Genomic DNA, 25,961 nt, shown 5'->3' with positions numbered 1-25,961 from the left:
TGGGTCGTCGCCGGCCGTCCCCGGGAGGGTTCGCGGGCCGTCATCGGGCACCCGCGGCCAGGGCGGCGGCGTGCCGGGCCGCCCGGGCGTTGGAGGCGAACACCGCCGCCCCGGCCGCGCGCAGCGCCTCAGCCTGGCCGCCGAGCCCCTGCGGGTCGCCCTCGGTGCCGACCAGCGTCACCACCGCCGCCGTCCCCCGGGCGACGGCCGCGGCGACGGCGGGGGCGAGCCGCCGCGCGGGGTCGGGGTCGGCGCCGTGCCCGAGGACCACGTCCAGGAGCGCGACGTCACCGCCCGGCACGCCGGCCAGGGCCTCCAGCCGCAGCGTGGGGTCGATCATCGGGTGTGCCCGGCCGCGGGTGTAGGCGTCGTCGCCGAAGTCGGTGAACCGCCCGGTCCCGGCCACCAGCCGGGCCTCGGCGCACAGGGTGCCCCCGGCGTACAGGCCGTGCAGCGCCGCGCCGTTCCGGCGGGCCGTCCCGCCGGAGCCGGTCGGACCGCCCGCCTCAGCCGTTGCGGGCGGGGCCGTCGCCGCACCGCCCGGTTCCCCGGTCCCGTCGCCCGGTTCCCGCGCCCCGCCGTCCCCGGCCTTCCGGCCGGCCGGTCCCGGGGCGGGCCAGGAGGGCCAGGCGGGGACCGGCGCCCCGAGCGCGCGCAAGGCGCTCTCGGCCGCCGCGGTCAGGTCGCCGCTCCCGGGGCCGAGCAGGGCGGACACCACCGGCGTGGCGAGCCCGGCGGCGGCGTCCCGCACCGTCCGGGCCACCTCCGGGGCGGGGGCTTGGAGACCAGGACGATCAGCTCGGTCGCCGGGTCGGCGTCGAGCGCGGCGAGGGCCCGGAGCGTGGACAGCCCGCCCACCTCCGCCGACAGGTCCCGGCCGCCCACGCCGAGCACGTGCCGCACGCCCACGCCCGCCAGGTCCAGCAGGCAGGCGACCTGCTGCGCGCCGGTGCCGGAGGCGGCGACCATCCCGACCGGGCCGGGCCGCAGCACGTTGGCGAAGCCCAGGCCGGTCCCGCCGATCACCGCGGTGCCGCAGTCGGGCCCCATGACCAGCACGTCCCGCTCGGCGGCCCGCCGCTTGAGCAGCACCTCCTGCTCGACGGGCACGTTGTCACTGAAGATCATCACCGGCAGGCCGGCCTCGATCGCGTCCATCGCCTCGGTGAAGGCGTACGGCCCCGGCACCGAGACCAGGGCCAGCGCCGGGCCGGGGTCCGCGGCGAGGGCGCGGGCGGCGGCGCCGACCGTGCGCGGGGCGAACCCGGCCGCACCGCCGAAGCCGCCGGGGTCCCCGAAGCCACCGAAGCCGCCGGGGCCGTCCAGGCCCGCCGGGCCACCGCCCCCGCCGCCCGCCGTACGGCTCGCCAGGCCGGCCAGCAGCCGGTCCAGCTCGGCGGCGGCGGTCTCCAGGGCGGCCGGGTCCTCACCCCGCAGCGCGACCAGCAGGTCGCCCGGACCGGCCTCGGGCAGGCCGAAACCCAGGTCGGCGGCGACGCCGCGGTTGAGGCCGGTGGCCATCGCCACCAGGGCGACCTCGACGCCGGGCAGGTCGGCGGCCGTCCGGCTGACCCGCATCAGGGTGACCGAGTCGTGGTAGGCGCCCGCGCGCACCCGGACCAGATCGACGCTCATCCGCCCCGCCCCCCGGCCCACGCGGCTCCGTTCGCCTCGTCCCCGGCGAGCGCGACGACGGCGGTCAGGCCGATGCGCAGGCCCCACGCGAGGTCGGCCCCGGAGGTGTGGCCGAGCCGGAGCAGCCGCTCCAGCGCGGGCTCAAGGGGCGACCCGCCGGTCAGACCCCGGAGGACGGCCAGCACCTCCGCGCACGCCTGGCCCCGCGCGGCGCAGTGCAGCAGCGTGGCCGAGATCGCGGTGGTCCGGCCGCGCGCGTCGAAGGCGACCGCCGCGCCCAGCCGGTCGGCCAGCCGTACGGCGCGGCGCGCCCCGGCCGCCGTCCCCAGGTGGCGCAGCGCCACGAGCGTCCCGGCGAGCACGTCGTCGCCGCTCGGGGTCAGCCCGGGACCCAGCCCGACGAGGCGTTCGGCGGCCGTGACGCAGTCGTGCGGCGAGGCCCGCGCGCACCCGGCGGCCAGCAGCCCGGCGGCGTCGGAGCCCTCCAGCCCCGGTCGCCGCGGCGACCGGTCGCACACCCCGGCCAGCACCGGCAGCGCGGCGGCCAGCCGCGCCGGCCCGGCCCGGTCCGGCGGCGGCGCCGGATCCCACCAGCGCCGCACCCGCAGGCGCAGCCGTTCCAGCTCCACCGCGCCGTCGCCGACCCACGCCTCGTCGCCCACTGCGGCCGGCGGCGGTGTCCCGGCGGTCACCAGCGCGTTGGGCAGCCGGACGGCCCCGCCGGTCGTCACCGCCACCACGCGCGGCTCAAGCTCCGCGCGGACCTCCAGATAGATCGCCGAGGGGAACACCGCCAGCACCCGCGCGGGCCGCCGGGGCCGGTCGAGCACCGGCCGCAGGGCCGCGCTCGCCGCGCCGGTGGCGTCCGCCCGCACCGGGGACGACCGCGGTCCCCTCGGGCACGCCGTGACGCTCATTCCGCCTCCCCGCCGGCCGTCCCCCGTCGAGCCGACCGTAGAACGGCAGGTGAGGCGGGCCGTACGGGTAAAGATGCCAACGCTCGGCCGGAGAGTTGGCTCTTCCTGACAGGGGTCCCATCGGTCAGAATCAGCGCATGGAACCTCCCGTGCGGCCGGCGAGCACCGGAACGATCATCCACGGTGTCGCGGTCGGGGAGGTGCTGGGCGTCTCCGCGCTGGCCGGGGCGCGGCTGATCGCCGGGGAGCGCGGGCTGGGCCGGATCGTGCAGCGGCTCAACGTGATGGAGGTCCCCGACATCCTGGCCTGGGTCAAGCCGCACGAGCTGCTGCTCACCACCGGCTACCCGCTGCGCAACACCCCGCAGTCGCTCGGCCGGCTGGTGGCCGACCTCGACGAGCGGGGCCTGGCGGCGCTCGCCGTCAAGCCGGGCCGCTACCTCGACCGGCTGCCCGCGGAGATGGCGGAGCAGGCCGACCGCCTGGGGTTCCCGCTGATCCGGCTCCCCGACGGCGTCGGGTTCGACGACATCCTCAACCAGGTCCTCACCGACATCCTCAACCGGCAGGCGGCGGTGCTGGCCCGCGCCGAGGAGGCCCACCGGGCGCTGGTGCAGGTCGTGCTGGCCGGCGGCGGCCTGCGGGAGGTGACGGCGGAGGTCGCCGGGCTGCTCGGGGTGGCGGTGGCCGTGCTCGACCGGGGCGACCGCACGCTCGCCGCCGCCGGGCCCGCCGAGTACCTGGCCGCGCTGCGCAGCGCCCCGGAGGGCAGCCGCACCTCCGTCCCCGTCGTCGCGGGCGGCCACCACCACGGCCGCATCGTCGCCTGCGGGCCGGTCGGCTCGATCGCCGGCAGCGACGTCGGCATTCTGGAACGTGCCGCCACGGTCGCCGCGCTGGTCGTGACCCGGCAGGAGGCGGTCAACGCGGTGGAGAGCAAGTACCGCGCCGACTTCCTGCGCGACGTACTGACCGGCCGGGACGGCGATCCCGCCCGCGTCGCGGCGCGCGCCCGGACCTTCGGCTGGGAGCTGGAGCGCCCGGTCACCGTGCTGGTGGCCGAGCTCGACCCCGGCGGCGGCGACGAGCGCGCCGCCCAGGACCGCCTGCCGGCCTGCTGGGCCGCGGCGGTGCGCCGCCACGACCCGCGCGGCGCGGTGGCGGGGTTCTCCCACGAGGTCGTCGCCGTCGTGGACGCCGCCGCCGACGTCGCGCGCCTGGCCAAGGACGCCGCCGCGGCCTTCGCCGAGTGCGCGCCCGCGACCTTCTCCACGGGCGCCAGCCGTACCGCCCCGGCCGTCGAGGGGCTGCCGGACGCGTACGGCCAGGCGTTGAAGGCGGCCCGGGTGGGCCGGCAGCTCCACGGTCCCGGCGCGGTCGCCCACTTCGACCAGCTCGGCGTCTACCGCCTGCTGTCGCTGGTCGGCGACACCGGCGAGCTGCACGCCTTCGTCCGCGAGACCCTCGGCCCGCTCGCCTCCGACGACGACCCCGAGAACGCCGACCTGCGCCGGACCCTCCAGGTGCTGCTGGAGACCAACCTCAACGTCGCCGAGACGGCCCGCAGGCTGCACTTCCACTACAACACGCTGCGTTACCGGATCGGCAAGCTGGAGCGCATGCTGGGGGGCTTCACCGAGGACGCCCATCTGCGGCTGAACCTCACGCTGGCCCTGCACGTCCTGCGGATGCGCGGCATCTAGACTCTGGAGGGTGAACGAGACCTTCGAGCTGGAAACCGACTACATTCCGCTCTGCGACCTGCTGAAGTACTGCGCCGTCACCGACACCGGGGGCCAGGCCAAGCACTTCATCGCCGAGGGGAACGTCATGGTCGACGGTGAGGTCGAGACCCGCAAGACCCGCAAGATCCGCGGGGGTCAGGTCGTGACCGGCGAGGGTTTCGAGATCCGGGTGGTCGCCGCCCGGTAAGGCCGCCACGGCCCGTTGGGCCCGCCGGGGGAGTGGGGCGGCGGCCGGGATCCGGCTGCCGACCGGGATGATCGGTTTCGGCAGTTCGTGCCAGTGCGAGAAGTGACAGGGCGGGCCTAAGGTGCCCGCAGCGAACAGCTTGGGATTCGGGAGGGATGCCTACGGGGCGGCCACCGACCGACGGCCCGGTGAAAGGTAGGGCTTGATGGTTGCAGGTTGGACCAAGCACGGTGACGGCAGGCACCTGGCACCCGGCGAGGTGGTGCGACCGGACGAGCGGCTCTCGTGGCCACGGATGATCGGATTCGGGGCCCAGCACGTCGTCGCGATGTTCGGCGCCACGTTCGTCTTCCCTCTCGTCATGGGGCTCGACCCCAACGTCGCCATCATGTTCTCGGGCGTGGCGACGATCATGTTCCTGCTCATCGTGCGCGGGAAGATCCCCAGCTACCTCGGCAGCAGCGCCTCGTTCGTGGGCGGCGTGCTGGCCATCCGGGCGCTGTACGGCGGCGACACCCCGGCCGGCGACGCGGTCGTCACCGGGGCGATCCTGCTGGTCGGCCTGGTGCTGGCCCTGGTGGGCCTGGCCATCCACTTCGTCGGCGTGCAGATCATCCACCGGGTGTTCCCGCCGGTCGTCACCGGCGGCGTCGTCATGCTGATCGGGTTCGGCCTGGCCTACGTCGTCGCCGACGTCTACTGGCCCAGTGACCAGTGGATCGCGCTGATCACCATGGTCGTCACGTTTCTGATCATCGTGGCGTTCCGCGGGTTCATCGGGCGGATCGGCATCCTCCTCGGGCTGGTCATCGGCTTCGTGCTGTCCTGGGCGGCCGACCGTGTCCTCGGCGACATCACCGCCTACAACGCCGGGACCGGGAAGATCGACACCCACCCCCGGGTGAACCTCGACGCGGTGGCGAGCGCCGACTGGATCGGCCTGCCGAACATGCACCTGCCCGACATCAAGGTCTCGGCCGCGCTGCTGGTGCTGCCCGCGGTGATCGCGCTGATCGCCGAGAACGTCGGCCACGTCAAGGCGGTCGGCGAGATGACCGGCACCGACGTCGACCCCTACCTGGGCCGGGCGATCGCCGCCGACGGCGTCACCACCGTGGTCGCCACCGCCTTCGGCGGCTCCCCGACCACCACCTACGCCGAGAACATCGGCGTCATGGCCGCCACCCGGGTCTACTCCACGGCCGCCTACTACATCGCGGCCGTCATCGCGATCCTCTTCGGCCTGTGCCCGAAGTTCGGCGCGCTGGTGGCGGCCACCCCGAACGGCGTGCTCGGCGGCATCACGGTGATCCTCTACGGCATGATCGGCCTGCTCGGCGCGAAGATCTGGATCGAGAACCGCGTCGACTTCTCCAACCCGATCAACATGGTCCCGATCGGGGCGGGCATCATCCTCGCCATCGGCCCGGTCAAGCAGATGTTCGGCTCCGACTTCGCGCTGGAGGGCATCGCCCTGGGCACCATCGTCGTCGTGGGCGGCTACCACCTGCTGCGGGTCGTCTCCCGGCAGAGCGGGGCCGCGGAGGCCCCGGCGGAGGGGGCCGGGCAGACCCGGGAGGCATCGGGATGACGGACGGGCGCCGCGGGTCCCAGGCCGGGCGGCCGGGCGGGAGAGGCCCCGGGATGACGGCCGGGCATGGCCGGTCCCGGGCCGGACGGCCGGGCGGGAGTGACCCCGGGATGACGGCTGGACACCGCCGGTCCCGGGCCGGACGACCGGGTGCGGGAAGCCCCGGGCCGAACGTGCGGACGCGGGGGATACCTGGATGAAGCCGCCCCCGTTCGAGTACCACGCCCCCCGTTCCGTCGCCGAGGCGATGGAGGTCCTGGCCGCGGCCGGGCCGGAGGGCAAGGTGCTCGCGGGAGGCCAGAGCCTGATCCCCCTGCTGAACATGCGGCTGGCCGCCCCCGGTCACCTCGTCGACGTCAACCGGCTCACCGAGCTGGACACGGTCGAGGTCGAACCGGGGGGCGTGCGGGTCGGCGCGCTGGCCAGGCACGCCCGCGTGGAGCGGTCGGCCGGGGCGGCCGCCGCCCAGCCGCTGCTGCGCCAGGCGCTGCGGCTGGTCGCCCACCCGGTGATCCGCAACCGGGGCACGGTCGTCGGCAGCCTGGTGCACGCCGACCCCGCCGCCGAGCTGCCCGCGGTGCTGGCCCTCCTCGGCGGTTCGGTACGGCTGGCCCGGCCCGGCGCGGTCCGCGACGTCCCGGCCGCCGGTTTCTTCACCGGCCCCCTGGAGTCGGCCGCCGAGCCGGGCGAGCTGGCCCTCTCGGCGTTCTTCCCCGCTCTCGGCCCGCGTTGCGGCACCGCCTTCCACGAGGTGGCGCGGCGGCACGGCGACTACGCCCTGGCCGGGGTCGCGGCGCTGGTCCGCCTGGACGAGGGCCTGCGCGTCACCGCCGCCCGGGTGGTGTGCGTGAGCGCGGGCCCGGCCCCGGTCGTGGTGGACGTCACCGGCCACGCCTGCGCGGACGGCTGGGCCGCGGCGGCGCGGGACGTGGCGGAGCGGGTCGAGCCGGAGGACGACATCCACGCGAGCGCCGCCTACCGGCGGCACCTGACCGGCGTCCTGGCCGAGCGGGCGCTGCGGGAGGCGGCGGCGTCCGCGGCGGGCGACGTGGGTACGAGGCGGTGAACGGGCCGTACGGCCCGGCGGACGGCGCGACGGGTGCGACGGGCCGGATGGGCGGCGCGGCGGCCGGGAGACGGTGAGCCGGGGCCCGGACGCGGCGACGAGCGGTGAGGAGCGGTGAGCCGATGACGAACATCGCGGTCACACTGACCGTGAACGGGGTGGTCCGGCGGGCCGAGGTGCCCGGAAGGCGACTGCTGTCCGACTGCCTGCGCCACGACCTCGGGCTGACCGGCACCCACGTCGGGTGCGAGCACGGGGTCTGCGGCTGCTGCACCGTGCTGCTGGATGGCGAGCCGGTGCGTTCCTGCCTGACGCTGGCCGCCACCGCCGACGGCCACGAGATCACCACGGTGGAGGGGCTGGCCGGGCCGGGCGGGGAGCCGTCGCCGGTGCAGCGGGCCTTCGCCGAGTGCCACGGCCTGCAGTGCGGCTTCTGCACCCCGGGCTTCCTGTGCACGGTCACCGCCCTGCTGCGCGACAACCCGGCGCCGAGCGAGGAGGAGGTGCTGGAGGGGCTCTCCGGCAACCTCTGCCGCTGCACGGGCTACCAGAACATCGTCAGGTCCGTCCGCCGCGCCGCCGAACTCATCGCCGGGGCGGAGGAGGCATGACGACCAGGCTGTTCGGCGAGCCGGTGCCGCGCCGCGAGGACCCGCGCCTGCTCACCGGGCGGGGCCGCTACCTGGACGACCTCGGCGCGGGCGCGCTGGAGGCGGCCTTCGTCCGCTCCCCGCACGCCCGCGCCCGCATCCTCGACATCGACGTCTCCGCGGCGATCGAGGTCGAGGGACTGGTGGCGATCTACACCTGGGAGGACCTGCCGGAGGAGGTCGGCGCGCCGCTGCCGCTGCTCATCCCGCATCCGGCGCTGACCCACGGCCGCACCGCCCGCCCGCTGGCCCGCGACGTCGTACGGCACGTCGGCGAGCCGGTCGTGATGGTCGTCGCCCGCGACCGCTACCTCGCCGAGGACGCCTGCGCGCTCATCCGGGTCGACTACGAGCCCGCCGAGGCCGTCGTCGGCGTGGAGACGGCGACGCGCTCGGCCCGGCTCGTCCACGACGACGTGCCGGGCAACGTCGGCGCGCACCTGGTGCAGGAGGTGCCCTCGGCGGCCGGGCTCGGCGCCCGGGAGGCGATCGACGCCGCCCCGCACACCCTGTCCTTCCGCCTCGACATCGAGCGCAGCGCCTCCATGCCGCTGGAGGGCCGCGGGGTCTACGCCCGGTGGGACGCCGACGACCGCTCCCTGCGGGTCTACTCCAGCACCCAGACCTCCACCAGCGTCCGGATGGCGATCGCGGCCCGGCTGGGCCTGCCGCTGACCAAGGTCGAGGTCATCGCCCCCGACGTGGGCGGCGGGTTCGGCGTCAAGATCGTCCATCCGTGGCCGGAGGAGGTCCTCGTCCCCTGGGTCGCCATGCTGCTGGGCCGCGAGGTCAAGTGGACCGAGGACCGGCGCGAGCACTTCGTCTCCTCCGCCCACGAGCGGGCCCAGGTGCAGCACGTGCGGGTCGGCTTCGACGACGCGGGCCGGGTGCTGGGCCTGGACGTGACGATCCTGCACGACCACGGGGCCTACACGCCGTACGGGATCATCGTGCCGATCATCACCGCCACCCAGCTTCCCGGCCCGTACCGGATCGGCGCCTACCGGGTCGAGTTCTCCTCCGTCTACACCAACACCGTGCAGGTCACGCCGTACCGGGGGGCGGGCCGCCCGCAGGCGGCCTTCTGCATGGAGCGGACCATGGACCGCATCGCCGCCCACCTCGGCCTGGACCGTACGGCGGTGCGCGAGGCCAACTTCATCCAGCCGGACGAGTTCCCCTACGACCAGGGCCTGACCTTCCAGGACGGCCGCCCGCTGATCTACGACAGCGGCGACTACCCCGAGTCGCTGCGGATGCTCAAGGAGCTCATCGGCTGGGACTCCTTCGGCGAGCTCAGGGCCCGCGCCGCGGCCGAGGGGCGGCGGCTCGGCATCGGGCTCGGCTGCTACGTGGAGGGCACCGGCGTCGGCCCCTACGAGGGCGGCCACGTCCAGATCACCTCCGACGGCCGGGTGCACGTCTCCACCGGCCTGACCTCCCAGGGGCAGGGCCACGAGACCGCGTTCGCCCAGATCGCCGCGACCGAGCTGGGCGTGCCGCTGGAGCGGGTCTCGGTGGTCACCGGCGACACCCGCAGGTTCGGCTACGCGGTCGGCACGTTCGCCTCGCGGGCCGCGGTGATGAGCGGCAACGCGATCGCGCTGGCCTGCCGCAGGGTGCGGGAGAAGGCGCTGCGGATCGCCGCCGACGCGCTGGAGGCCGACCCGGGCGACCTGGAGATCGTCGACGGCGAGGTCCGGGTGGCCGGCACGCCCGGCGTGGCCGTGCCGCTGGCCACGGTGGCGGTGCTGGCCAACCCGCTGCGCTACGCCTTCGACGCCGAGACGGCCCGCGCCACCCAGTTCGCCGGGACGCCTTCCCCCGACCGGCCGCCGGTGGCCGAGGGGGAGGAGCCGGGGCTGGAGGGACGCGACTACTACTCGCCGGTCCGCTCGACCTTCGCCTCCGGCATGCACGCGGCGATCGTCGAGACCGACCCGCTGACCGCCGAGATCCGCGTCCTGCGCTACGCCGTCGTCCACGACTGCGGCAACCTGGTCAACCCGATGATCGTCGAGGGGCAGATCCACGGCGGCGTCGCCCAGGGAGTGGGCGGCGCGCTGTACGAGCGCATGGTCTACGACGAGCACGGGCAGCTGCTGAACGCCTCGTTCATGGACTTCCTGATGCCCTACGTCACCGAGGTGCCGCGGATCGAGACCGCGCACCTGCAGACCCCGTCCCCGCTGAACCCCCTGGGCATCAAGGGCGCCGGGGAGGCCGGGGTCATCCCGGTGTCGGCGGTGATCGCCTCGGCGGTGGAGGACGCCGAGGGCATCCGGATCGACCGGATGCCGATCTCCCCGTCGGAGCTGTTCGACCTGCGCCGCGCGGCCGGCTGAGCCGCGCCGTACCGTTCCGCCTCGCGCCGTACGGCCCGAGCCGTCAGAGCCGCCCGCCTCGCGCCGTCCGGGCCGTACGGTCCGCGGGCAGGGATGCGGACAGAGGTGCGGGAGCGGGGGAGCGGTGTCAGGAGTCGCCCGCGGGGCCGGAGGCGGGGTCGTCCGCCGGGACGGGCCGCTCGGTCACCGGGATCCCGGCCGCCGCCTCTCCGATCAGCGGGACCTCCGCCGCCGCCTCCCCGGCCGCCTGGTCCTCCGTCCCGGGCCCGTCCGGGTCCGGGGCCGGTGGCAGGTCGCGCATGGTGCGCAGCGGGGAGAGCACCGGCGGCGCCACCGCCAGCACGGTGATCCCCACGACCACCCACAGCGTGGCGCGGGCGCCGAACTGCTCGCCCAGCAGACCGCCGGCCAGGCCGCCGAGGGGCAGCGTGCCCCACACCAGGAAGCGCATGGTGGCGTTCATCCGGCCGAGCATGCGCTCGGGGGTGACGCTCTGGCGGAAGGTGACCTGGCCGACGTTGTAGAGCACCACGCCGATCGACTGGACGAACGCGCCGATCGCGAACAGCGAGATCCGCCAGCCGGGCTCGGTCAGCGGCACCAGGGCGGTGAACGGCGTCGTCACCATGATGGACAGCCAGATGATCCGGGCCGAGCCGACCCGGCGGCTCATCGGCCCCACGAGCGCCGCGCCGGTCAGGCCGCCGACGGACACCACCGAGAACAGCACGCCGATCGCGCCGGGGGACAGGCCGATCACCCGGGTCAGGAAGATCATCTCGACGGCGGCCATCATGCCGTTGGCGAAGTTCGCCAGGGCGGTGGAGGCGGCGATCAGCCGCAGGATGCGGTGGGAGGCCACGTACCGCAGGCCCTCGCCGATCTCCTTCAGCAGCCCCCGCCGCTCGCTGCGGTCCGGCACCTGCTCGGTGGCGTCGATCCGCCCCAGCATCAGCGCCGAGCCCAGGAAGCTGACGGCGTCCAGCACCACCGCGATCGGCGCGGTGAGCAGCTGGATCAGCCCGCCGCCGACGGCCGGGCCGGCGATCTGCGCCGAGTTGCGGACGATCTCCAGCTTGGCGTTGCCGTCCATCAGGCGGTCCCTGCCGACCAGGCTCGGCAGGTAGCTCTGGTAGGCGACGTCGAAGAAGACCGTGGCCAGGCCCGAGCCGAGCGCCACGATGTACAGCTGGGGCAGGCTCAGCGCGCCGAGCCACCAGGCGAGCGGCACCGAGGCCAGCAGTACGGCCCGGACCAGGTCGGCGGAGACCAGGATCCGCCGGCGCGGCATCCGGTCCACCCACACCCCGGCCGGCAGCCCGACCAGCAGGAAGGCCGCCGTCTGCGCGGCGGCCAGCAAGCCGGTCTCGAACGCGCTCGCGTGCAGCGCGAGCACCGCGACCAGTGGCAGTGCGAGGTTGCTGACCTGCGTGCCGACCTGGCTGATCGTGTCCGCTCCGAACAGGAGCGAGAAGTTCCGGTGCCGGAACAGGCTGGGGGTGGTCACCGAGGCATGTTTGCGATCTTTTCACTGGAAGTCAATGCCTCTGTTTCCCAACTCCACCGGCCGGAGAATGTCAGATCTCACAGTGATAACGGCGGCCGTCGCGGGCACGGAAACGACCACGGCCGCGATGGCGGCCGTGGTCACGGTGTTCCGGCGCGGGGCCGGTGGGGCGGCGGGCGGGGAGGACGGCGCGCCGCCCGCTGTCAGGACGCCCGGGCCCGGGCGGCCCCGCCGGGGGGCTCAGGCCCGGGTCTCAGACCCCGGCCCGGGCCTCGGGACGGGAGACCTCGGCGACCAGTCGCTTGCGGAACACCCAGTAGGTCCACCCCTGGTATCCGAGCACGAACGGCAGCGCGATCAGGCCGATCCAGGTCAGCATGCCCAGCGTGTAGGGGCCCGAGGCGGCCTCGGCGACGGTCATGCCCGGCATGGGGGCCGCGGACAGGGTGGTGAACAGCGCGGCGCCGGTCAGGACGATGGCGGAGGCGGTGGCGGTGAACGCCCAGCCGTCCCTGCCCCGCCAGGTCAGCGCGACCCCCGCGGCCAGGACGGCGACCGCGGCCAGCGCGCACGCCCACGGCCACGGCGCCGCGGTCCAGCCGGCGCCCGCCGGGGATGCCCGGCAGTGCCACCACGGCGGCGGGCAGCGCCACCGCCGAGGCGGCCATCGCGGCGCGGCGGGCGCGGGCCCGCACCGGGCCGGTGGTCTTCAGGGCGACGAAGACCGCGCCGTGCAGGGCGAACAGCGAGAGTGAGAGGACGCCGCCGACCAGCGCGGCGATCGCGCTGCCCCGCAGCAGGTCGGCGAAGACGGCGCCCCACAGGAAGGCGGGGAGCGCGCTGCCGGCCACGATGCCGAGGTCGCACCAGCGGCGGTCCGCGGCGTGGTGCACCTTGCCCCGCCACTCCAGGCCGACGCCGCGCACGATCAGCCCGACCAGGACCAGCATGAGCGGCAGGTAGAACTCGCTGAGCAGGCCGGCGTACCAGGCGGGGAACGCGGCGAACATCGCACCGACCGCGGTGATCAGCCACACCTCGTTGCCGTCCCAGACCGGGCCGATGGTGCCGAGCACCTGCCTGCGCTCGGCCTCGTTCCGCGACAGCGCCGGGGACAGCATGCCGACGCCGAAGTCGAAGCCCTCCAGGACGAAGAAGCCGGTCCACAGGAAGGCGATGACGATGAACCAGAAGGTCGTCAGTTCCATGTGCGTTGTCCGCTCAGTACATCAGGGTCGGCTGGAGCAGGGCTGTGCGGTCCTCGTCGCCGTCGCGCGAGGGAGGCGTGAGGGGACCGGGGGTGGCGGGCTCGGGTCCCGCCTTGATGTGACGGACCAGCAGTACGGCCTCGGCCAGGGCGAGCGCGCCGTACAGGGCCGTGAAGACCGCGAGGGAGATGGCGACCTCGGTGAGGCTGACGCCGGGGGAGACGCTCGCGGCGGTGAGCAGTTCGCCCTGGACGACCCAGGGCTGGCGGCCGATCTCGCCGAGCAGCCAGCCGGAGATCATCGCGAGGGTCGGCAGCGGCAGGGCCAGCAGGCAGGCGCGGGCGAACCAGGCGGGCAGCGGGCGCGGGCGCGGGTCGCGGCGGCGCCGGCGGGTCAGCCACAGGCCGAGGACCGACAGGGCCACGGTCGCCATGCCGAAGACGATCATCACGCGGAAGGACCAGTAGACGACGGGCAGGTTGGGGATGTAGTCGGCCGGGCCGAACTGCTGGGCGTAGGCGGCCTGCAGGTCGTCGGTGCCCCGGATGACGGCGTCGACGTCGCCGGTGGCCAGGAAGCTGAGCACGTTGGGCAGCTCGACTCCGGGCACGGGGGAGAACGGCGCGCCCGCGGTGCTGTGCCGGAGCCCTTCGGCGGCGGCCAGCTTCATCGGCTGCTGCTCGTTCAGGAGCTTGGCGGACGTGTCGCCGGTGAGGGCGACGACGACGCCGGCGACCGCCGTCATGACCAGCGCGGCGCGCATCGGCGTGCGCCACATGCTCTCCCGGCCGCGCCGTACGGGGACGGTGCGGTCGGGGTCGAGGCGCCGCTCGCGCAGGATGCGGTAGCCGCAGACGGCCAGCACGAACCCGCCGGCGACGATGAACGCCGCGCCGACCACGTGGGGCACCTGGGCGAGGGCGGTGGGGTTGGTGAGAACGGCCCACAGGTCCGTCATGCGGGCCCGGCCGCCGACCACCTCGTAACCGACCGGGTGCTTCATCCAGGCGTTGGCGGCGAGGATGAAGTAGGCAGAGAGGTTGGAGCCGATCACCGCCGCCCAGAGGGTGGCGAGATGGACGCGCTTGGGAAGCCGGTCCCACCCGAAGATCCACAGGCCCAGGAACGTCGACTCCAGGAAGAACGCCAGCAGCGCCTCCAGCGCCAGCGGGGCGCCGAAGACGTCGCCGACGAAGACGGAGTACTCGCTCCAGTTCATCCCGAACTGGAACTCCTGCACGATGCCGGTCACCACGCCCATCGCGAAGTTGATCAGGAAGAGCTTCCCGAAGAACTTGGTGAGCGTCAGGTAGCGCTCCTGACCGGTGCGGTGCCAGGCGGTCTGCAGACCGGCCACGAAGACACCCAGGCCGATGGTCAGGGGTACGAAAAGAAAGTGGTAGACGGTGGTGATTCCGAACTGCCACCGCGCCAGGTCCAGTGCGTCCATCTTCCCCTCACGGGTCAAAGCTCTACAAGCCGTAGTGCTACCCCTAGTAGTACTACAAGCTGTAGAGCAAGGAAGGGCGCCGACGCCGCGAGCTGATGCGATCTTCGTCACATGGCCCGGCCCGGACCGCACTCCGGACCGGGCCGAGATCGCCCCCTCCGGCCCGCGGCGCCGGTCGTCCCCTGCGTGACGCCGGGGAACCGTTCCCCGGCGGCCCGGCGGGACGGGACCGCTGCCCCGTTCCGCCGGACGCGCCCCGGGCCGCAGGGCCCCGAGGACGCGCCGGGTCCATGCTGACGCCGCGGGGGCGGGCGGCGCGTCAGCCGCCCGGGGGACTTCCGGGTACACCGGTCGGTGGACCCCGGGGGGATCAGGGCCTGCGGCCCGCGGCCTCCAGGTAGGCGTGGAGGTTGCCGAGCTCGAAGCCCCGGCGCTGGATCTTCCTGACCAGGACGCGGAAGTCGCGGGACAGGTTCGGCCGGAAGTGCAGCAGCAGCACGTCGCCGGGGCGGAGCTTCTTGTCCGGCACCTGGTAGGCGATCTTCCCGCCCGGCTGCACGGTCGCCGTCCAGAGCAGCAGCGCGTCCATGCCGCACGCCTTGGCCGCCCTGCGCGTCAGGGTGTTGAAGCTGCCGAACGGCGGGCGGAACAGCCTGGGCGCCTCGCCGACGTGCCGGCGGACCAGCTTGGCGGTGTCGCAGATCTCCGCCTTCTGCCGCTCGTAGCCGAGCGTGGGCATGTTGGGATGGGTCAGCGTGTGGTCCTCGATCGTCGCCCCCGCCTCACGCAGGTCGCGCACGTAGTCCCACTTCCCGGCGCCGAGGTATCTGCCTCCCTGGGCGGTCGGGTCGGTCGCGCCCCTGGCCTCGACGGCGTCGCGGGTGACGAAGGCCGCGATCGGGATCCGCTGCTCGCGGACCTGCGCCAGGAACCCGGGGTCCTGCTCCCAGCCGTCGTCGATGGTGAGGAAGACGACCTTCCGCTTGGTCGGGATGGAGCTGATCACCGGCGGCAGCCCGTCGGCGGGCGTGGGGATCCGGTCCACCTCGCCCGGCCCGGGCAGCGCCCCGGGCGGCCCGGAGGGGGACGGCGAGGCGGACCCGGCGGGGGAGGAGGCGCGGGCGGCGCTCTCCCGGTCGCCCGCCGCGCCGCCGCCCGCGCCCGTGTTCTCCTGGCCGCAGCCCGTGCTCGCCGTCACGACCGCGAGCGCGACCGCCGCCCCGGCCATCCATGATCTCCCCGATGCCATGGCGCACCATCCTGCCAGGGGCCGGGGACCGGTCGTCACAGAAATAGCCATATGAGGCATTTATCGGAAATGAGGGACTACGTCTCCCGGAAGGGCCGGCCGTAGCCGGCGGAGAGTCCGGCGATGTTGGGATCTCCTGACCCATTCCGGGCCGGGGCATCAGCGTCTTCCCATGTCAGGAGGGGTAATACCTGCGGTTACCGGGAGGTTCGCCACCGGCCGTTCCCGCCTGCCGGGCCGCGCCGGACGGTGGCCGTGCCGGAGCGGTCCGGCCGCCGGAAGCGGCCGCGGGGCCGCGCCGCCGGTGGACCGGGATCGGAGAAGCGACCAGCCATGTGAGGACCATATGACCCATGAAGATCAGCACACCGCCGACCCTCTCGCCCGCGTGCTGGGCTGGGCCGGCCTCGGCCTCGGCCTGGCGCACATCCTCGCGCCGAAGACCGCCGGCCGGGTCTACCGGAGGCTGGCGCCGACGGGTGGGCGGGAGTTCATCCAGGCCATGCCGATGATGGGCGGCACGTCCGGCCGCGGCCTGCGGCGGAGGCTCATGCCCACCGGCGGCCGGGAGTTCCTGTACGCGATCCCGTCACCGGGAGCGGGAGGCAGGCTCCACGGGCTGCCGATGGCGGGCGGCCGGGGGCTTCCCCGCGGGCTGCGGCGGGCGCTGGCGCCGACCGGCGGGCGGGAGTTCCGGCACGTGATCCCGCCGCCCGGGGCGCGGGACCTGCTCCACATGACGCCGCCCGGCACCGGCCGGGGCATCGCCGGCCGGATCCGTACGATGCTGGCGCCGACCGGCCGGCGGGAGTTCCTGCACGCGATCCCGTACCCGGGAGGCCGCGGGCACGCCCACCGGATGGGGGACCACCACCGCATGGGCGGCATGAGGCGCGTGATGGCGCCGGGCCGCGGCATGGGCGGCATGACGCGGATGATGTCGTCGGGCCGCATGAGGGCCGGCCGGGGCCGGCGCGGCGGCGCGGGCGGCCGCATCGGGGCCCTCACGGCGGCCACCGGGCTCGCCGCCGCCGCGTACGCCGCGGCGCGGATCGGCCGGCGCGGCACGATCACCCGGGAGCAGCGCCGTGATCTGGGCGAACGGATCCGGGACCTGCGGGCGGCGGTGACGATCAACCAACCTCGCGAGGCGGTGTACCGGTACTGGCGGGACTTCGGTCACCTTCCTCGGTTCATGACGCATCTGGAGTCGGTGGAGGTGACCGGGGACGGGCGGTCGCACTGGACGGCGCGGGGGCCGGTGGGCAAGAGCGTGCAGTGGGACGCGGAGATCACCGAGGACCGCCCGGGCGAGCTGATCTCGTGGCGGTCCACGGGACGGGCGACGGTCCCCAACAGCGGGACGGTGCGGTTCACCGACGCCCCGGGCGGGCGGGGCACCGAGGTGCGGGTGAGCCTGCGGTACGACCCGCCGGGCGGCAAGGCGGGACTCGCGCTGGCCCGGCTGCTGGGCGAGCACCCCGAGCAGCAGGTCAGTGACGACCTGCGCCGGTTCAAGCAGGTCATGGAGACCGGGGAGGTGGTGCGGTCCGAGGGCAGCCCGGAGGGCACCCGCGCGCTCCGGCAGGCCGTACAGCGTCCCGCCCAGCCGGTGGGGTGAGGGAGAGACATGAAAGCCACATGCTGGATGGGCCGCAACACCGTCGAGGTCCGGAACGTCCCGGACCCGGGGATCGTCAACGCCCGCGACGCCGTCGTCCGCGTCACCTCGACCGCGATCTGCGGCTCGGACCTGCACCTGTACGACGGGTACGTGCCGACGATGAAGAAAGGCGACATCCTCGGCCACGAGTTCATGGGCGAGGTGGTGGAGGTGGGCCCGCAGGTGCGCAACCTGAGGGTCGGCGACCGGGTGGTCGTCCCCTTCCCGATCGCCTGCGGCAACTGCCTGTCCTGCCAGAACGGCATGTACTCGGTGTGCGAGAACTCCAACCCCAACGCGGGCGTGGCGGAGAAGCTCATGGGCCACTCCCCGGCGGGGATCTTCGGCTACTCGCACATGCTCGGCGGCTACGCCGGGGGCCAGGCGGAGTACGCCCGGGTGCCCTTCGCCGATGTGGGACCGATCAAGGTCGAGGACGGCCTGCCGGACGAGAAGGTGCTGTTCCTGTCCGACATCCTGCCCACCGGCTGGATGGGCGCGGAGATGTGCGACATCAAGCCCGGCGACGTCATCGCCATCTGGGGGGCCGGCCCGGTCGGCCAGCTCGCGGCCGTCAGCGCCCGCCTGATGGGCGCCGAGCGGGTCATCTGCATCGACCGCCTCCCCTACCGGCTGCACCACGCCGAGCGCGCGGGCGCCGAGACGCTCAACTACGAGGAGGTCGACGTCCTGGAGGCGCTGCGGGACATGACCGCCGGCCGCGGCCCGGACGCCTGCATCGACGCCGTCGGCATGGAGGCCCACCACGGCAACCCGGCCATGTACGCCTACGACCGCACCAAGCAGGCGACCCGCCTGGAGACCGACCGGCCGTACGCCCTGCGCCAGGCGATCCTGGCCTGCCGCAACGGCGGAACCGTCTCGGTGATCGGCGTCTACGGCGGCTTCGTCGACAAGTTCCCGATGGGTGCGATCATGAACCGGTCGCTGACCCTGAGGGCCGGCCAGTGCCACGTGCAGCGGTACATGAGGCCGCTGATGGACCGGATCCGCCACGGCGACATCGATCCCAGCTTCGTGATCAGCCACCGCATGCGGCTGGAGGACGCCCCGCATGCCTACGAGATGTTCAAGAACAAGGAGAACGAGTGCAACAAGGTCGTCCTGACCACCTAGCGCTCTGACCTGGGCCCACCGGCCCGGCGAGAAGGTCCCGGCCACGACGCCGGGCGCTCCCGGCCGGTGGGCCCCGCCTGCCGGCGCGCGCCGGGCGTGGCGGACCGCCGCCGATCGCCCGCCACGCCGACGGCACATGTCGCCCTACCGGCGCGGCGGGCGGATGCCTACAGTGCTGGGTTGACGTCCTCCCCACGGCTGAGACCCGGGGTCCCCGCGCTCAAGGAGTTTCGATGAAGGTCGCAGGCAGTGCCGTGCTCGGCATCGACAGGGACCGCGTGTGGTCCGCGCTCCAGGACCCGGCCGTGCTCGTGCGCACGATCCCGGGCTGCGAGCGCCTGGAGGAGACGGGGCCCGGCGCCTACCGGATGACGGTCACCGCCGGGGTCGCCTCGATCAAGGGCGTCTACCAGGGGGAGGTGACGCTGACCGAGCCCGACGCGCCGAAGCGGTTCGTGCTCCGGGCCCGGGGGCAGGGCGCCCCCGGCACGGTCGACGCCACCGTCGAGATCCGCCTCAGCGACGCCGGGGACGGCACCAGGGTCGACTACGACGCCGAGGCGGTGGTCGGCGGCATGATCGGGGGCGTCGGCCAGCGCATGCTCGGCTCGGTGGCGAAGAAGACAGCGGGCGAGTTCTTCTCCGCCGTCGAAGGCCACCTCTCCGCCGCCGCGGAGGTCCCCGCCGCTCCCGCGACCGGGGCCGCCGGAGCCGCCGGGGCCACCGGGGCCGTGGCGGCCGTCCCGGGGACCGTCGCGGTCCCCGCCCAGGCCGGCCCGGCGACCCTCACCGAAGAGGCGGCTCAGGCCGGACCGCGGGTCTACGAGCGTCCCGCCGTCCGGCCCGCCCCGCGATCCGCCGCGGCCGGCCCCGCCTGGCCGATCCTCGCCGCCTTCGGGATGGGCGCCGGAGTGGCGCTCGGCAGCGCGGTGATCGGCTGGCTGCTGGGCCGCACCGGCCGCCGCCGCTGAGCCGTACCCGGCGGGGCCTCATGTCCCGGTGAAGGGCCGGGGCTTTTCCCGTCAAGGGCCGCGCGCCCGTACGGCGGCGCGGCGGATCCGGTGGCACCGTCGGGCTGTCGGCCGACGACGGGCCCGGGGAGACCATGGAGCCGCTGCTGATCCTGCACGCCGTCGCGGCGGTGTGCGCCCCGGCCATGGCGCGCCGGTTCGGCCGCGACGCCTTCCTCGTGCTCGCCCTGCCGCCCGCGTGCGGGTTCGCCTACACCCTGTGGGCCGTCGCCACGGGCACGCCCGTCGCCTCGCACCACGACTGGGCGCCCGCGCTGGGACTCGGCCTGACCTTCCGCGCCGACGCGCTGAGCCTGCTGATGATGACGCTGGTCACCGGGGTCGGCGCGCTGGTGCTGCTGTACTGCTCCCGCTACTTCTCCGCCGGCGAGGACGGGCTCGGCAGGTTCGGCGGGGCGCTGGTGGCCTTCGCCGGGGCCATGCTCGGCCTGGTGGCCGCCGACGACCTGCTCCTGCTGTACGTGTTCTGGGAGCTGACCACCCTCTTCTCCTATCTGCTGATCGGCCAGGACCCGGCGAGCCGGGCCGGGCGCCGGGCCGCGCTGCAGGCGCTCACCGTCACCACCTTCGGCGGGCTGGCCATGCTCGCCGGGTTCGTCATGCTGGGCGAGGCGGCCGGCACCTACCGGATCTCGCAGCTCGTCGCGCACCCCCCGGCCGGCGGGACGGTGCCCGCCGCGCTGGCGCTCGTCATGACCGGGGCGCTGTCGAAGTCGGCGATCTTCCCGTTCAGCATGTGGCTGCCCGCCGCGATGGCCGCGCCGACCCCGGTCTCGGCCTACCTGCACGCCGCGGCGATGGTCAAGGCCGGCGTCTACCTGCTGGCCAGGCTCAGCCCGGCCTTCGGCGAGGCGGTCCCGTGGCGGGCGGCGGCCGTGTCGCTCGGCCTGCTCACGATGGTGCTGGGCGGCTGGCGGGCCCTGCGCGAGAACGACCTCAAACGGCTGCTCGCCTACGGCACGGTGAGCCAGCTCGGCTTCCTGACCGTGCTGTTCGACACCGCCACCCGTGGCGCCGCGCTCGCGGGCGCCGCCATGCTGGGCGCGCACGCCCTGTTCAAGGCGTCGCTGTTCCTGGTCGTCGGGGTCGTCGACCACGCGGCCGGCACCCGCGACCTACGCGAGCTGAGCGGCCTGCGGCGCTCGGCGCCCTGGCTGTGCGCGGTCGCGACGGCCGCCGCGGCCTCCATGGCGGGCCTGCCGCCCTTCTTCGGATTCTCCGCCAAGGAGGCGGCCTTCGAGTCGCTGCTCGGCGGCGGACTCGGCCGGTCGGCGACGCTGGCCGGGGTGGTGCTCGGCTCGGCGCTGACCGCCGCCTACAGCCTGCGCTTCCTCACCGGGGCCTTCGGCAGCCCGCCGGGCAGGGACCCGACCCCGCTCGCCCCCTACGGCGCCGCGACGTTCCTGCCGCCCGCCCTGCTCGCCGTGCTCGGACTGGCCGCCGCCCCCTTCGCCTCCTGGTACGGCCGGGCCATGGACCCCTACACCGCCACCTTCGCCACCCCCGGCCACGACGCCCACCTCGCGCTGTGGAGCGGCGCGCCCGTCCCGCTGCTGCTGTCCGCCGTCGCCCTGGCCGCGGGCGCGCTGCTCTTCGCCGCCGGGGACAGGGGGGCACGGGCCGGGCGGCTGCTGCGCACGATCGACTCCGGCCGGGTCTACTGGGCGCTCGTGCGGGGCACGAACCGCTTCGCCGGGCAGCTCACCGGCGTCGTCCAGCGCGGCTCCCTCCCCGACTACCTCATGATCGCGTTCGCCACCCTGGCGGGCATCGCGGCCTTCGCGCTGCTGCACGGGCCGGTCACCACCGCGGGACCGGTCGTCGTCCTGTGGAAGCGCGCCGAGCAGCCCATCGTCGGGGTCCTCCTCGCCGCCACGGCCGTCCTGGCGCCGCTCGCCCGCTCCCACGTCGTGCTCGCGCTGCTGGTCGGGCTGACCGGGTACGGCACCGCGCTGCTGTTCCTCGCCCACGGCTCACCCGACCTGGCGATGACCCAGCTCCTCGTCGAGACGCTGAGCCTGGTGGCGTTCGTGCTGGTGCTGCGCAGGCTCCCGATCGTCCCGGAGGAGGAGCAGCGGCCCCGGGTGCCGCCGGCCGTACGCGCCGTGCTCGGGCTGGTCACCGGCCTCGTGGCGGCCGGCGCGGGGGTGCTGGCGGTCAACGCGCGGTCGGAGACGCCGATCGGGACGCTGCTGGCCGGTCCGGCGGAACGGTCAGGGGCCGCCAACATCGTCAGCGCGCTGCTGGTGGACATCAGGGCCTGGGACACCCTCGGGGAGAGCACCGTCCTCGTCGTCCTCACCCTGGGGGTGACCAGCCTGGTCTTCCTGCGCCGCCGCACGTACGCGCTGGAGCGGCCACCGGCCGGGCACCGCAGGCCGCCCGGCCGGACCTATTGGCTGACGGCGACCCTGCCGCCCGGCGAACGGGCCGCCGTCCTGGAGGTCGTGGCGAGGATGATCTTCCACACCCTGCTGCTCGTCTCGGTCTTCCTGCTGTTCACCGGGCACGGCTCGGTGGGCGGCGGATTCGCCGGCGGCATCGTGGCCGGGCTCTCCCTGGTCGTCCGCTACCTCGCCGGAGGCCGTTACGAGCTGGCCGTCGCCGCGCCGACCGGCGCCGGGGTGCTGATGGGACTGGGCCTGCTGCTGTCGGTGGCGACCGCGGCCCTGGGCCTGGCGTTCGGCGGCGCGCCGCTGCGCGCGTTCTCCGCCGACCTGGCCGTCCCCCTGGTCGGGAAGGTCCACCTGTCCACCGTGCTGCTGTTCGACCTCGGGATCTACCTGACGGTGCTCGGCATGGTGCAGGACATCCTGCGCAGCCTGGGCGCCGAACTGGACCGGCAGATCGAGGAGGAGGCCCGGTGAGCGTCCCGCTGCTGCCGATCGCCGCCTCCGCGACGCTGATCGCGGCCGGGGCGTCGCTCCTCCTGGAACGCAGCCTGGTGCGGCTGCTGGCCGGCGTCATCCTCCTCGGCAACGGGGTGAACCTGCTGATCGTCACGGTCTCCGGCCCGCCGGGGGATCCGCCGATCCTCGGCAGGTCCGCTCCCGGCCGGATGGCCGACCCGCTGCCGCAGGCGATGGTGCTCACCTCCATCGTGATCACCATGGGCGTCACCGCGTTCCTGCTGTCCATGGTCCACCGGTCCTGGCAGCTCACCGGCGGCGACGAGGTGCAGGACGACACCGAGGACCGCCGGGTGCGGCTGCGCTCCCAGCACGACGAGATCGCCGAGGCGGTGCGCGAACGGCGGAGGGCCTACCGCAGGCTGGTCGCCGGGCAGCGCGCCGAGCTGGCCCGCCTGAACGCCGCCCGGCACGAGCGCGAACTCCGGGAGGCCCGGGAGATGCGGCGGCGGATCGACGAGGCCGGCGCCGAGCTCGACCGCTGGGTCCGCGAGCACGGGGAGGCACTGCCCCCGAGCGGATCGCCGAGCGGCGCGCCGAGGCCCGGCGCGCCGAGGAGGAGTCCCGGCGCGAACGCCACGAGCGGGTCCGCCGGATCCGCGAGGACTTCGCCCGCAGGGAGCGGGAGCTCGCCGAACACGAGCGGGAGGTCCGCGAGCGGCTGAAGGCCCGCCGCCGCGAGGCCCGGGAGCGGATGCGGGCCGCCATCCGGGCCGACCGGGCCCGGCAGGCCAGGGCCGAGGACCCGGACCTGGAGGGCGACGACTGATGGAGTCGCTGATCCCCGTGCCCGTGGTGCTGCCGCTGCTGGCCGCCGCCCTGAAGCTGGCCATCGGCGGCCGGCTGCGCCGGACCCAGGCGTTCCTCAGCCTGGGCACCCTCGCGGTCGTGCTGGCGGTGTCGCTGGTCCTGCTGGTGGCGGCCGACCGGCAGGGGCCGCTGGTGACGAACGCCGGGGGCTGGCCGGCGCCGTTCGGCATCTCGCTGGTCGCCGACCGGCTCGCCACCGTCATGCTGACGGTCTCCTCGGCGGTGACGCTGTGCGTGATGGTCTTCTCGCAGGCGCAGGCGTACGCCGACCAGGAGCAGGCCGCCCCGCTGGCGATCTTCCACCCGGCCTACCTGATCATGTCCGCCGGCGTGTCCGACGCGTTCCTGACCGGGGACCTGTTCAACCTCTTCGTCGCCTTCGAGATGCTGCTCAGCGGATCGTACGTGCTGCTCACCTTCGGCGGGACGGAGTCGCGGGTCCGGGCGGGCGCCACCTACGCGGTGGTGGCCCTGGTGTCGTCGATGCTGTTCCTGGTCGCCATCGCGGTGACCTACGGCGCGACCGGCACCGTCTCCATGGCCCAGCTCGCCGAGCGGTTCACGCCGCTGCCGGGCTCGGTGAGGCTGCTGGTGGAGCTGACGCTGCTGCTGGTCTTCGTGGTCAAGGCCGCGGTCTTCCCGATGTCGGGGTGGCTGCCCGACTCCTACCCGACCGCACCCGCACCGGCGACGGCGCTGTTCGCCGGGCTGCTGACCAAGGTCGGCGTCTACTCGATCATCCGGCTGGAGGCGCTGCTGTTCCCCGGCGGCCCGGTGGGCGGCCTGCTGATGTGGGCGGCGCTGGCCACCATGCTGCTGGGGGTGTTCGGGGCGGCCGCCCAGACCGACATCAAGCGGATGCTCTCCTTCACCCTGGTCAGCCACATCGGCTACATGGTCTTCGGCGTCGCGCTCTTCTCCGTCGGCGGGATGGCCGGCGCGGTCCTCTACACCGTCCACCACATCACCGTGCAGACCAGCCTTTTCCTGGTGGCCGGGATGATCGAGCGCCGCACCGGCACCACCTCGGTGGACCGCCTGGGCGGGCTGCTGGGCCTCGCGCCGCTGATCTCGGTGCTCTTCTTCATCCCCGCGATGAACCTCGCCGGAATCCCCCCGATGTCGGGCTTCCTGGGCAAGCTGGCGCTGGTCCGGGCGGGAGTGGCCGACGGGAGCCCGATGGCGCTGACCCTGGTCGCAGGGGGGCTGGTGACCAGCCTGCTGACCCTGTACGCGGTGGCCATGACGTGGAACAGGGCGTTCTGGCGGACGCCGCCGCCGGACGTGGCCGGGGCGGGCACCGTACTGGAGGGGGAGGAGTCCACCGAAGACGAGGAGGGCTCCGAGGGTGCGGAGGGGCCCGAGGGCGCGGAGTCCCCGGAAGGCGCGGGGGGATCCGAGGGCGCGGAGGGCTCCGGGGAGCGCGGCGGACCCGGCGGCCCGGGTGGCCCCGATGAGGCCCGTGGCCCCGGTGAGATTCGCGGTCCCGGTGAGCCCGGCGCGGGCCGGGCGCGGGGCACCGAGGGGATCACCGGCCGGGAGATCGTCACCAGCGTGCGGATGCCGCCCCCGATGATCGGCGCCACGGCCGCGCTGGTGGCGCTGGGCCTCTCCTACACCGTGCTGGCCGGGCCGCTGAGCGCGTTCACCGTACGGACCGCCGCGGAACTGCTGGCCCGCCGGCCGTACATCTCGGCCGTCCTGGGGAGCGGCCGGTGAGCAGGCCGGACGGCGACCGCGCGCCCCGGCTGTTCGGCAGGCCCGTCCCGCCCCGCACGGTGGCCTGGCTGACGGTGGTCTGGCTGCTGCTGTGGGGCGAGCTGAGCGTCGCCAACGTCCTGGGCGGGCTGCTCGCCGCGCTGGCCGTCGTCTGGCTGCTGCCGCTGCCGGCCCGTAAACCCGCGCTGCGCATCCACCCGGCCCGGCTGCTGGTCTTCCTGGCCGTCTTCGCCACCGACCTGGTGATCTCCAGCGCCAGGGTCGCGTTCTGGGCGCTGCGCTTCGGCACGGTGCCGCCGATGGAGATCGTCGAGGTACGGCTGCGCACCTCCTCGGAGGTGATGGCGGTGCTGGCCGTGGTGGCGCTGTCGGCGCTGCCCGGCAGCCTCGTGCTGGAGGCCCGCCTGGCGGACGGGGAACTGGTCCTGCACGTCCTCGGGCTCACCGGTGACGTGCAGGGGACGACGCGGGCGGACGTGGCGAAGCTGGAGGCGCGCATCGTGGCGGCCTTCGGCACCACCGCCGACAGGGAGGAGCTGCGATGACGGCGATGGTGTACCCGGCGGTGCTGGCGCTGCTCGGCGGCGCGGCGGCGCTGACGCTGTACCGGCTGGTGCGCGGCCCGTCCATGCTGGACCGCGCGATCGCCCTGGACGTGCTGACCGCCGTGGTGATGTGCGTGATCGGCGCGGCGGCGGTCGCGCGCGGCCAGTACTCGGCGCTGCCGCTGCTGCCGGTGCTGACCCTGCTGGGGTTCGTCGGATCGGTCTCGCTGGCCAGGTTCTTCACCGGGCGGGCCCGGTGACCGCCCTGGACATCGCCGCCGCGGCGTGCCTGCTGCTGGGCGCCGCGCTGGCGTTCGTCGCCGGGGTGGGGATGGTCCGCTTCCCGGCCACCCTCGCCCGCATGCACGCCGCGACCAAACCCCAGGTGCTCAGCCTGCACCTGGTGCTGCTGGCCATGTGGCTGCGCCGCCCCACCTGGGCGACCGCCGGGCCGCTGCTGCTGGCCGCGATCTTCCAGGTCATCACCGCCGCGGTGGCCGCCTACATGGTCGGCCGCGCCGCCTACCGCGGCGGCGAACCCGAGGACGGCACGGCCATCCCGGCCGGTGAGCCTCGCGCCTGAGGATCCCCGGGCGT

22 protein-coding genes and 1 pseudogene are annotated in these 25,961 nt (G+C 74.7%); 15 read left to right on the top strand and 8 right to left on the bottom strand.

Going from position 1 to position 25,961, the window contains the following annotated elements:
* Positions 1-40: 40 nt before the first annotated feature.
* Genes ACQP10_RS26700 through ACQP10_RS26690 form a run of 3 tightly spaced genes read right to left on the bottom strand, consistent with a single transcriptional unit; the run spans position 41 to position 2,552 of the window.
* The gene (locus ACQP10_RS26700; RefSeq protein ID WP_433539947.1) at positions 41-751 is read right to left on the bottom strand and encodes a hypothetical protein; all 711 of its coding nucleotides are present in this window, start codon (positions 749-751) and stop codon (positions 41-43) included.
* Complete coding sequence (locus ACQP10_RS26695) at positions 679-1,635, bottom strand: hypothetical protein (RefSeq protein WP_433539946.1); 957 nt, start codon at positions 1,633-1,635, stop codon at positions 679-681. Before ACQP10_RS26695 ends, ACQP10_RS26700 begins: the two co-directional genes overlap by 73 nt.
* Positions 1,632-2,552: a DUF2877 domain-containing protein gene (locus ACQP10_RS26690; RefSeq protein WP_433539945.1), complete on the bottom strand. Its 921-nt coding sequence runs from the start codon at positions 2,550-2,552 to the stop codon at positions 1,632-1,634. The genes ACQP10_RS26695 and ACQP10_RS26690 overlap by 4 nt, the downstream gene beginning before the upstream one ends.
* 137 nt (positions 2,553-2,689) lie before the next feature.
* On the opposite strand from ACQP10_RS26690, the gene ACQP10_RS26685 reads away from it, so the two are divergent.
* From ACQP10_RS26685 to cutA, 6 genes are all read left to right on the top strand, one after another.
* Positions 2,690-4,255, top strand: coding sequence for a PucR family transcriptional regulator (locus tag ACQP10_RS26685; protein ID WP_179827115.1), 1,566 nt, complete (start codon positions 2,690-2,692; stop codon positions 4,253-4,255).
* Positions 4,256-4,265: 10 nt separating this feature from the next.
* Positions 4,266-4,484 (top strand): RNA-binding S4 domain-containing protein, encoded by a 219-nt coding sequence (locus ACQP10_RS26680; protein WP_189245287.1) that lies wholly within the window; start codon positions 4,266-4,268, stop codon positions 4,482-4,484.
* A gap of 205 nt (positions 4,485-4,689) precedes the next feature.
* Positions 4,690-6,075, top strand: coding sequence for a uracil-xanthine permease family protein (locus ACQP10_RS26675; RefSeq protein ID WP_179827119.1), 1,386 nt, complete (start codon positions 4,690-4,692; stop codon positions 6,073-6,075).
* 196 nt (positions 6,076-6,271) lie between these two features.
* The gene (locus ACQP10_RS26670) at positions 6,272-7,141 is read left to right on the top strand and encodes an FAD binding domain-containing protein (protein WP_346022930.1); all 870 of its coding nucleotides are present in this window, start codon (positions 6,272-6,274) and stop codon (positions 7,139-7,141) included.
* A gap of 122 nt (positions 7,142-7,263) precedes the next feature.
* Complete coding sequence (locus ACQP10_RS26665; protein ID WP_433539944.1) at positions 7,264-7,752, top strand: (2Fe-2S)-binding protein; 489 nt, start codon at positions 7,264-7,266, stop codon at positions 7,750-7,752.
* A complete protein-coding gene (gene cutA / locus ACQP10_RS26660) occupies positions 7,749-10,136 on the top strand; it encodes an aerobic carbon-monoxide dehydrogenase large subunit (RefSeq protein ID WP_433539943.1) in 2,388 nt (795 codons plus the stop codon). The genes ACQP10_RS26665 and cutA overlap by 4 nt, the downstream gene beginning before the upstream one ends.
* 127 nt (positions 10,137-10,263) lie before the next feature.
* Here the strand turns inward: cutA and ACQP10_RS26655 are convergent, their stop codons facing one another.
* From ACQP10_RS26655 to ACQP10_RS26635, 5 genes and pseudogenes are all read right to left on the bottom strand, one after another.
* Entirely contained in the window at positions 10,264-11,643 is a 1,380-nt protein-coding gene (locus ACQP10_RS26655) for an MFS transporter (RefSeq protein WP_433539942.1), read from the bottom strand.
* A 253-nt stretch (positions 11,644-11,896) separates the two neighbouring features.
* On the bottom strand, positions 11,897-12,190 hold the full coding sequence (locus ACQP10_RS26650; RefSeq protein ID WP_433541946.1) for a cytochrome d ubiquinol oxidase subunit II: 294 nt from the start codon (positions 12,188-12,190) through the stop codon (positions 11,897-11,899).
* Positions 12,191-12,332: 142 nt separating this feature from the next.
* A pseudogene (gene cydB / locus ACQP10_RS26645) lies at positions 12,333-12,851 on the bottom strand (cytochrome d ubiquinol oxidase subunit II); the annotation flags it as partial.
* Between the two features lie 13 nt (positions 12,852-12,864).
* Positions 12,865-14,301 carry a cytochrome ubiquinol oxidase subunit I gene (locus ACQP10_RS26640; RefSeq protein WP_346022925.1) on the bottom strand — a complete coding sequence of 479 codons (1,437 nt, stop codon included), beginning with the start codon at positions 14,299-14,301 and terminating at the stop codon, positions 12,865-12,867.
* Positions 14,302-14,671: 370 nt separating this feature from the next.
* Positions 14,672-15,529, bottom strand: a complete 858-nt coding sequence (locus ACQP10_RS26635; protein WP_389996865.1) for a polysaccharide deacetylase family protein — start codon at positions 15,527-15,529, stop codon at positions 14,672-14,674.
* A gap of 367 nt (positions 15,530-15,896) precedes the next feature.
* Here ACQP10_RS26635 and ACQP10_RS26630 point away from each other — a divergent pair, with 367 nt between their 5' ends.
* From ACQP10_RS26630 to mnhG, 9 genes are all read left to right on the top strand, one after another.
* Entirely contained in the window at positions 15,897-17,171 is a 1,275-nt protein-coding gene (locus tag ACQP10_RS26630; RefSeq protein WP_433539941.1) for an SRPBCC family protein, read from the top strand.
* A gap of 9 nt (positions 17,172-17,180) precedes the next feature.
* Complete coding sequence (locus ACQP10_RS26625) at positions 17,181-18,350, top strand: zinc-dependent alcohol dehydrogenase (protein ID WP_346022922.1); 1,170 nt, start codon at positions 17,181-17,183, stop codon at positions 18,348-18,350.
* Between the two features lie 233 nt (positions 18,351-18,583).
* A complete protein-coding gene (locus ACQP10_RS26620) occupies positions 18,584-19,321 on the top strand; it encodes an SRPBCC family protein (protein WP_433539940.1) in 738 nt (245 codons plus the stop codon).
* Positions 19,322-19,455: 134 nt separating this feature from the next.
* Complete coding sequence (locus ACQP10_RS26615; RefSeq protein WP_433539939.1) at positions 19,456-22,248, top strand: Na+/H+ antiporter subunit A; 2,793 nt, start codon at positions 19,456-19,458, stop codon at positions 22,246-22,248.
* Complete coding sequence (locus ACQP10_RS26610; protein ID WP_433539938.1) at positions 22,245-22,955, top strand: Na(+)/H(+) antiporter subunit C; 711 nt, start codon at positions 22,245-22,247, stop codon at positions 22,953-22,955. Before ACQP10_RS26615 ends, ACQP10_RS26610 begins: the two co-directional genes overlap by 4 nt.
* 103 nt (positions 22,956-23,058) lie before the next feature.
* Positions 23,059-24,819: a Na+/H+ antiporter subunit D gene (locus ACQP10_RS26605; RefSeq protein WP_433539937.1), complete on the top strand. Its 1,761-nt coding sequence runs from the start codon at positions 23,059-23,061 to the stop codon at positions 24,817-24,819.
* A complete protein-coding gene (locus tag ACQP10_RS26600; protein ID WP_346022917.1) occupies positions 24,816-25,364 on the top strand; it encodes a Na+/H+ antiporter subunit E in 549 nt (182 codons plus the stop codon). The genes ACQP10_RS26605 and ACQP10_RS26600 overlap by 4 nt, the downstream gene beginning before the upstream one ends.
* Complete coding sequence (locus ACQP10_RS26595) at positions 25,361-25,624, top strand: monovalent cation/H+ antiporter complex subunit F (protein WP_346022916.1); 264 nt, start codon at positions 25,361-25,363, stop codon at positions 25,622-25,624. The genes ACQP10_RS26600 and ACQP10_RS26595 overlap by 4 nt, the downstream gene beginning before the upstream one ends.
* The gene (mnhG, locus tag ACQP10_RS26590) at positions 25,621-25,947 is read left to right on the top strand and encodes a monovalent cation/H(+) antiporter subunit G (RefSeq protein ID WP_346022915.1); all 327 of its coding nucleotides are present in this window, start codon (positions 25,621-25,623) and stop codon (positions 25,945-25,947) included. Before ACQP10_RS26595 ends, mnhG begins: the two co-directional genes overlap by 4 nt.
* Positions 25,948-25,961 lie beyond the last annotated feature (14 nt).

Origin of the sequence: Streptosporangium sandarakinum, from assembly GCF_050942225.1 — a bacterium.
In the GTDB taxonomy this organism is placed as follows: domain Bacteria; phylum Actinomycetota; class Actinomycetes; order Streptosporangiales; family Streptosporangiaceae; genus Streptosporangium; species Streptosporangium nondiastaticum.
Note: the sequence above shows the minus strand (reverse complement) of the source record. Positions and strands in the feature narration are given on the sequence as shown.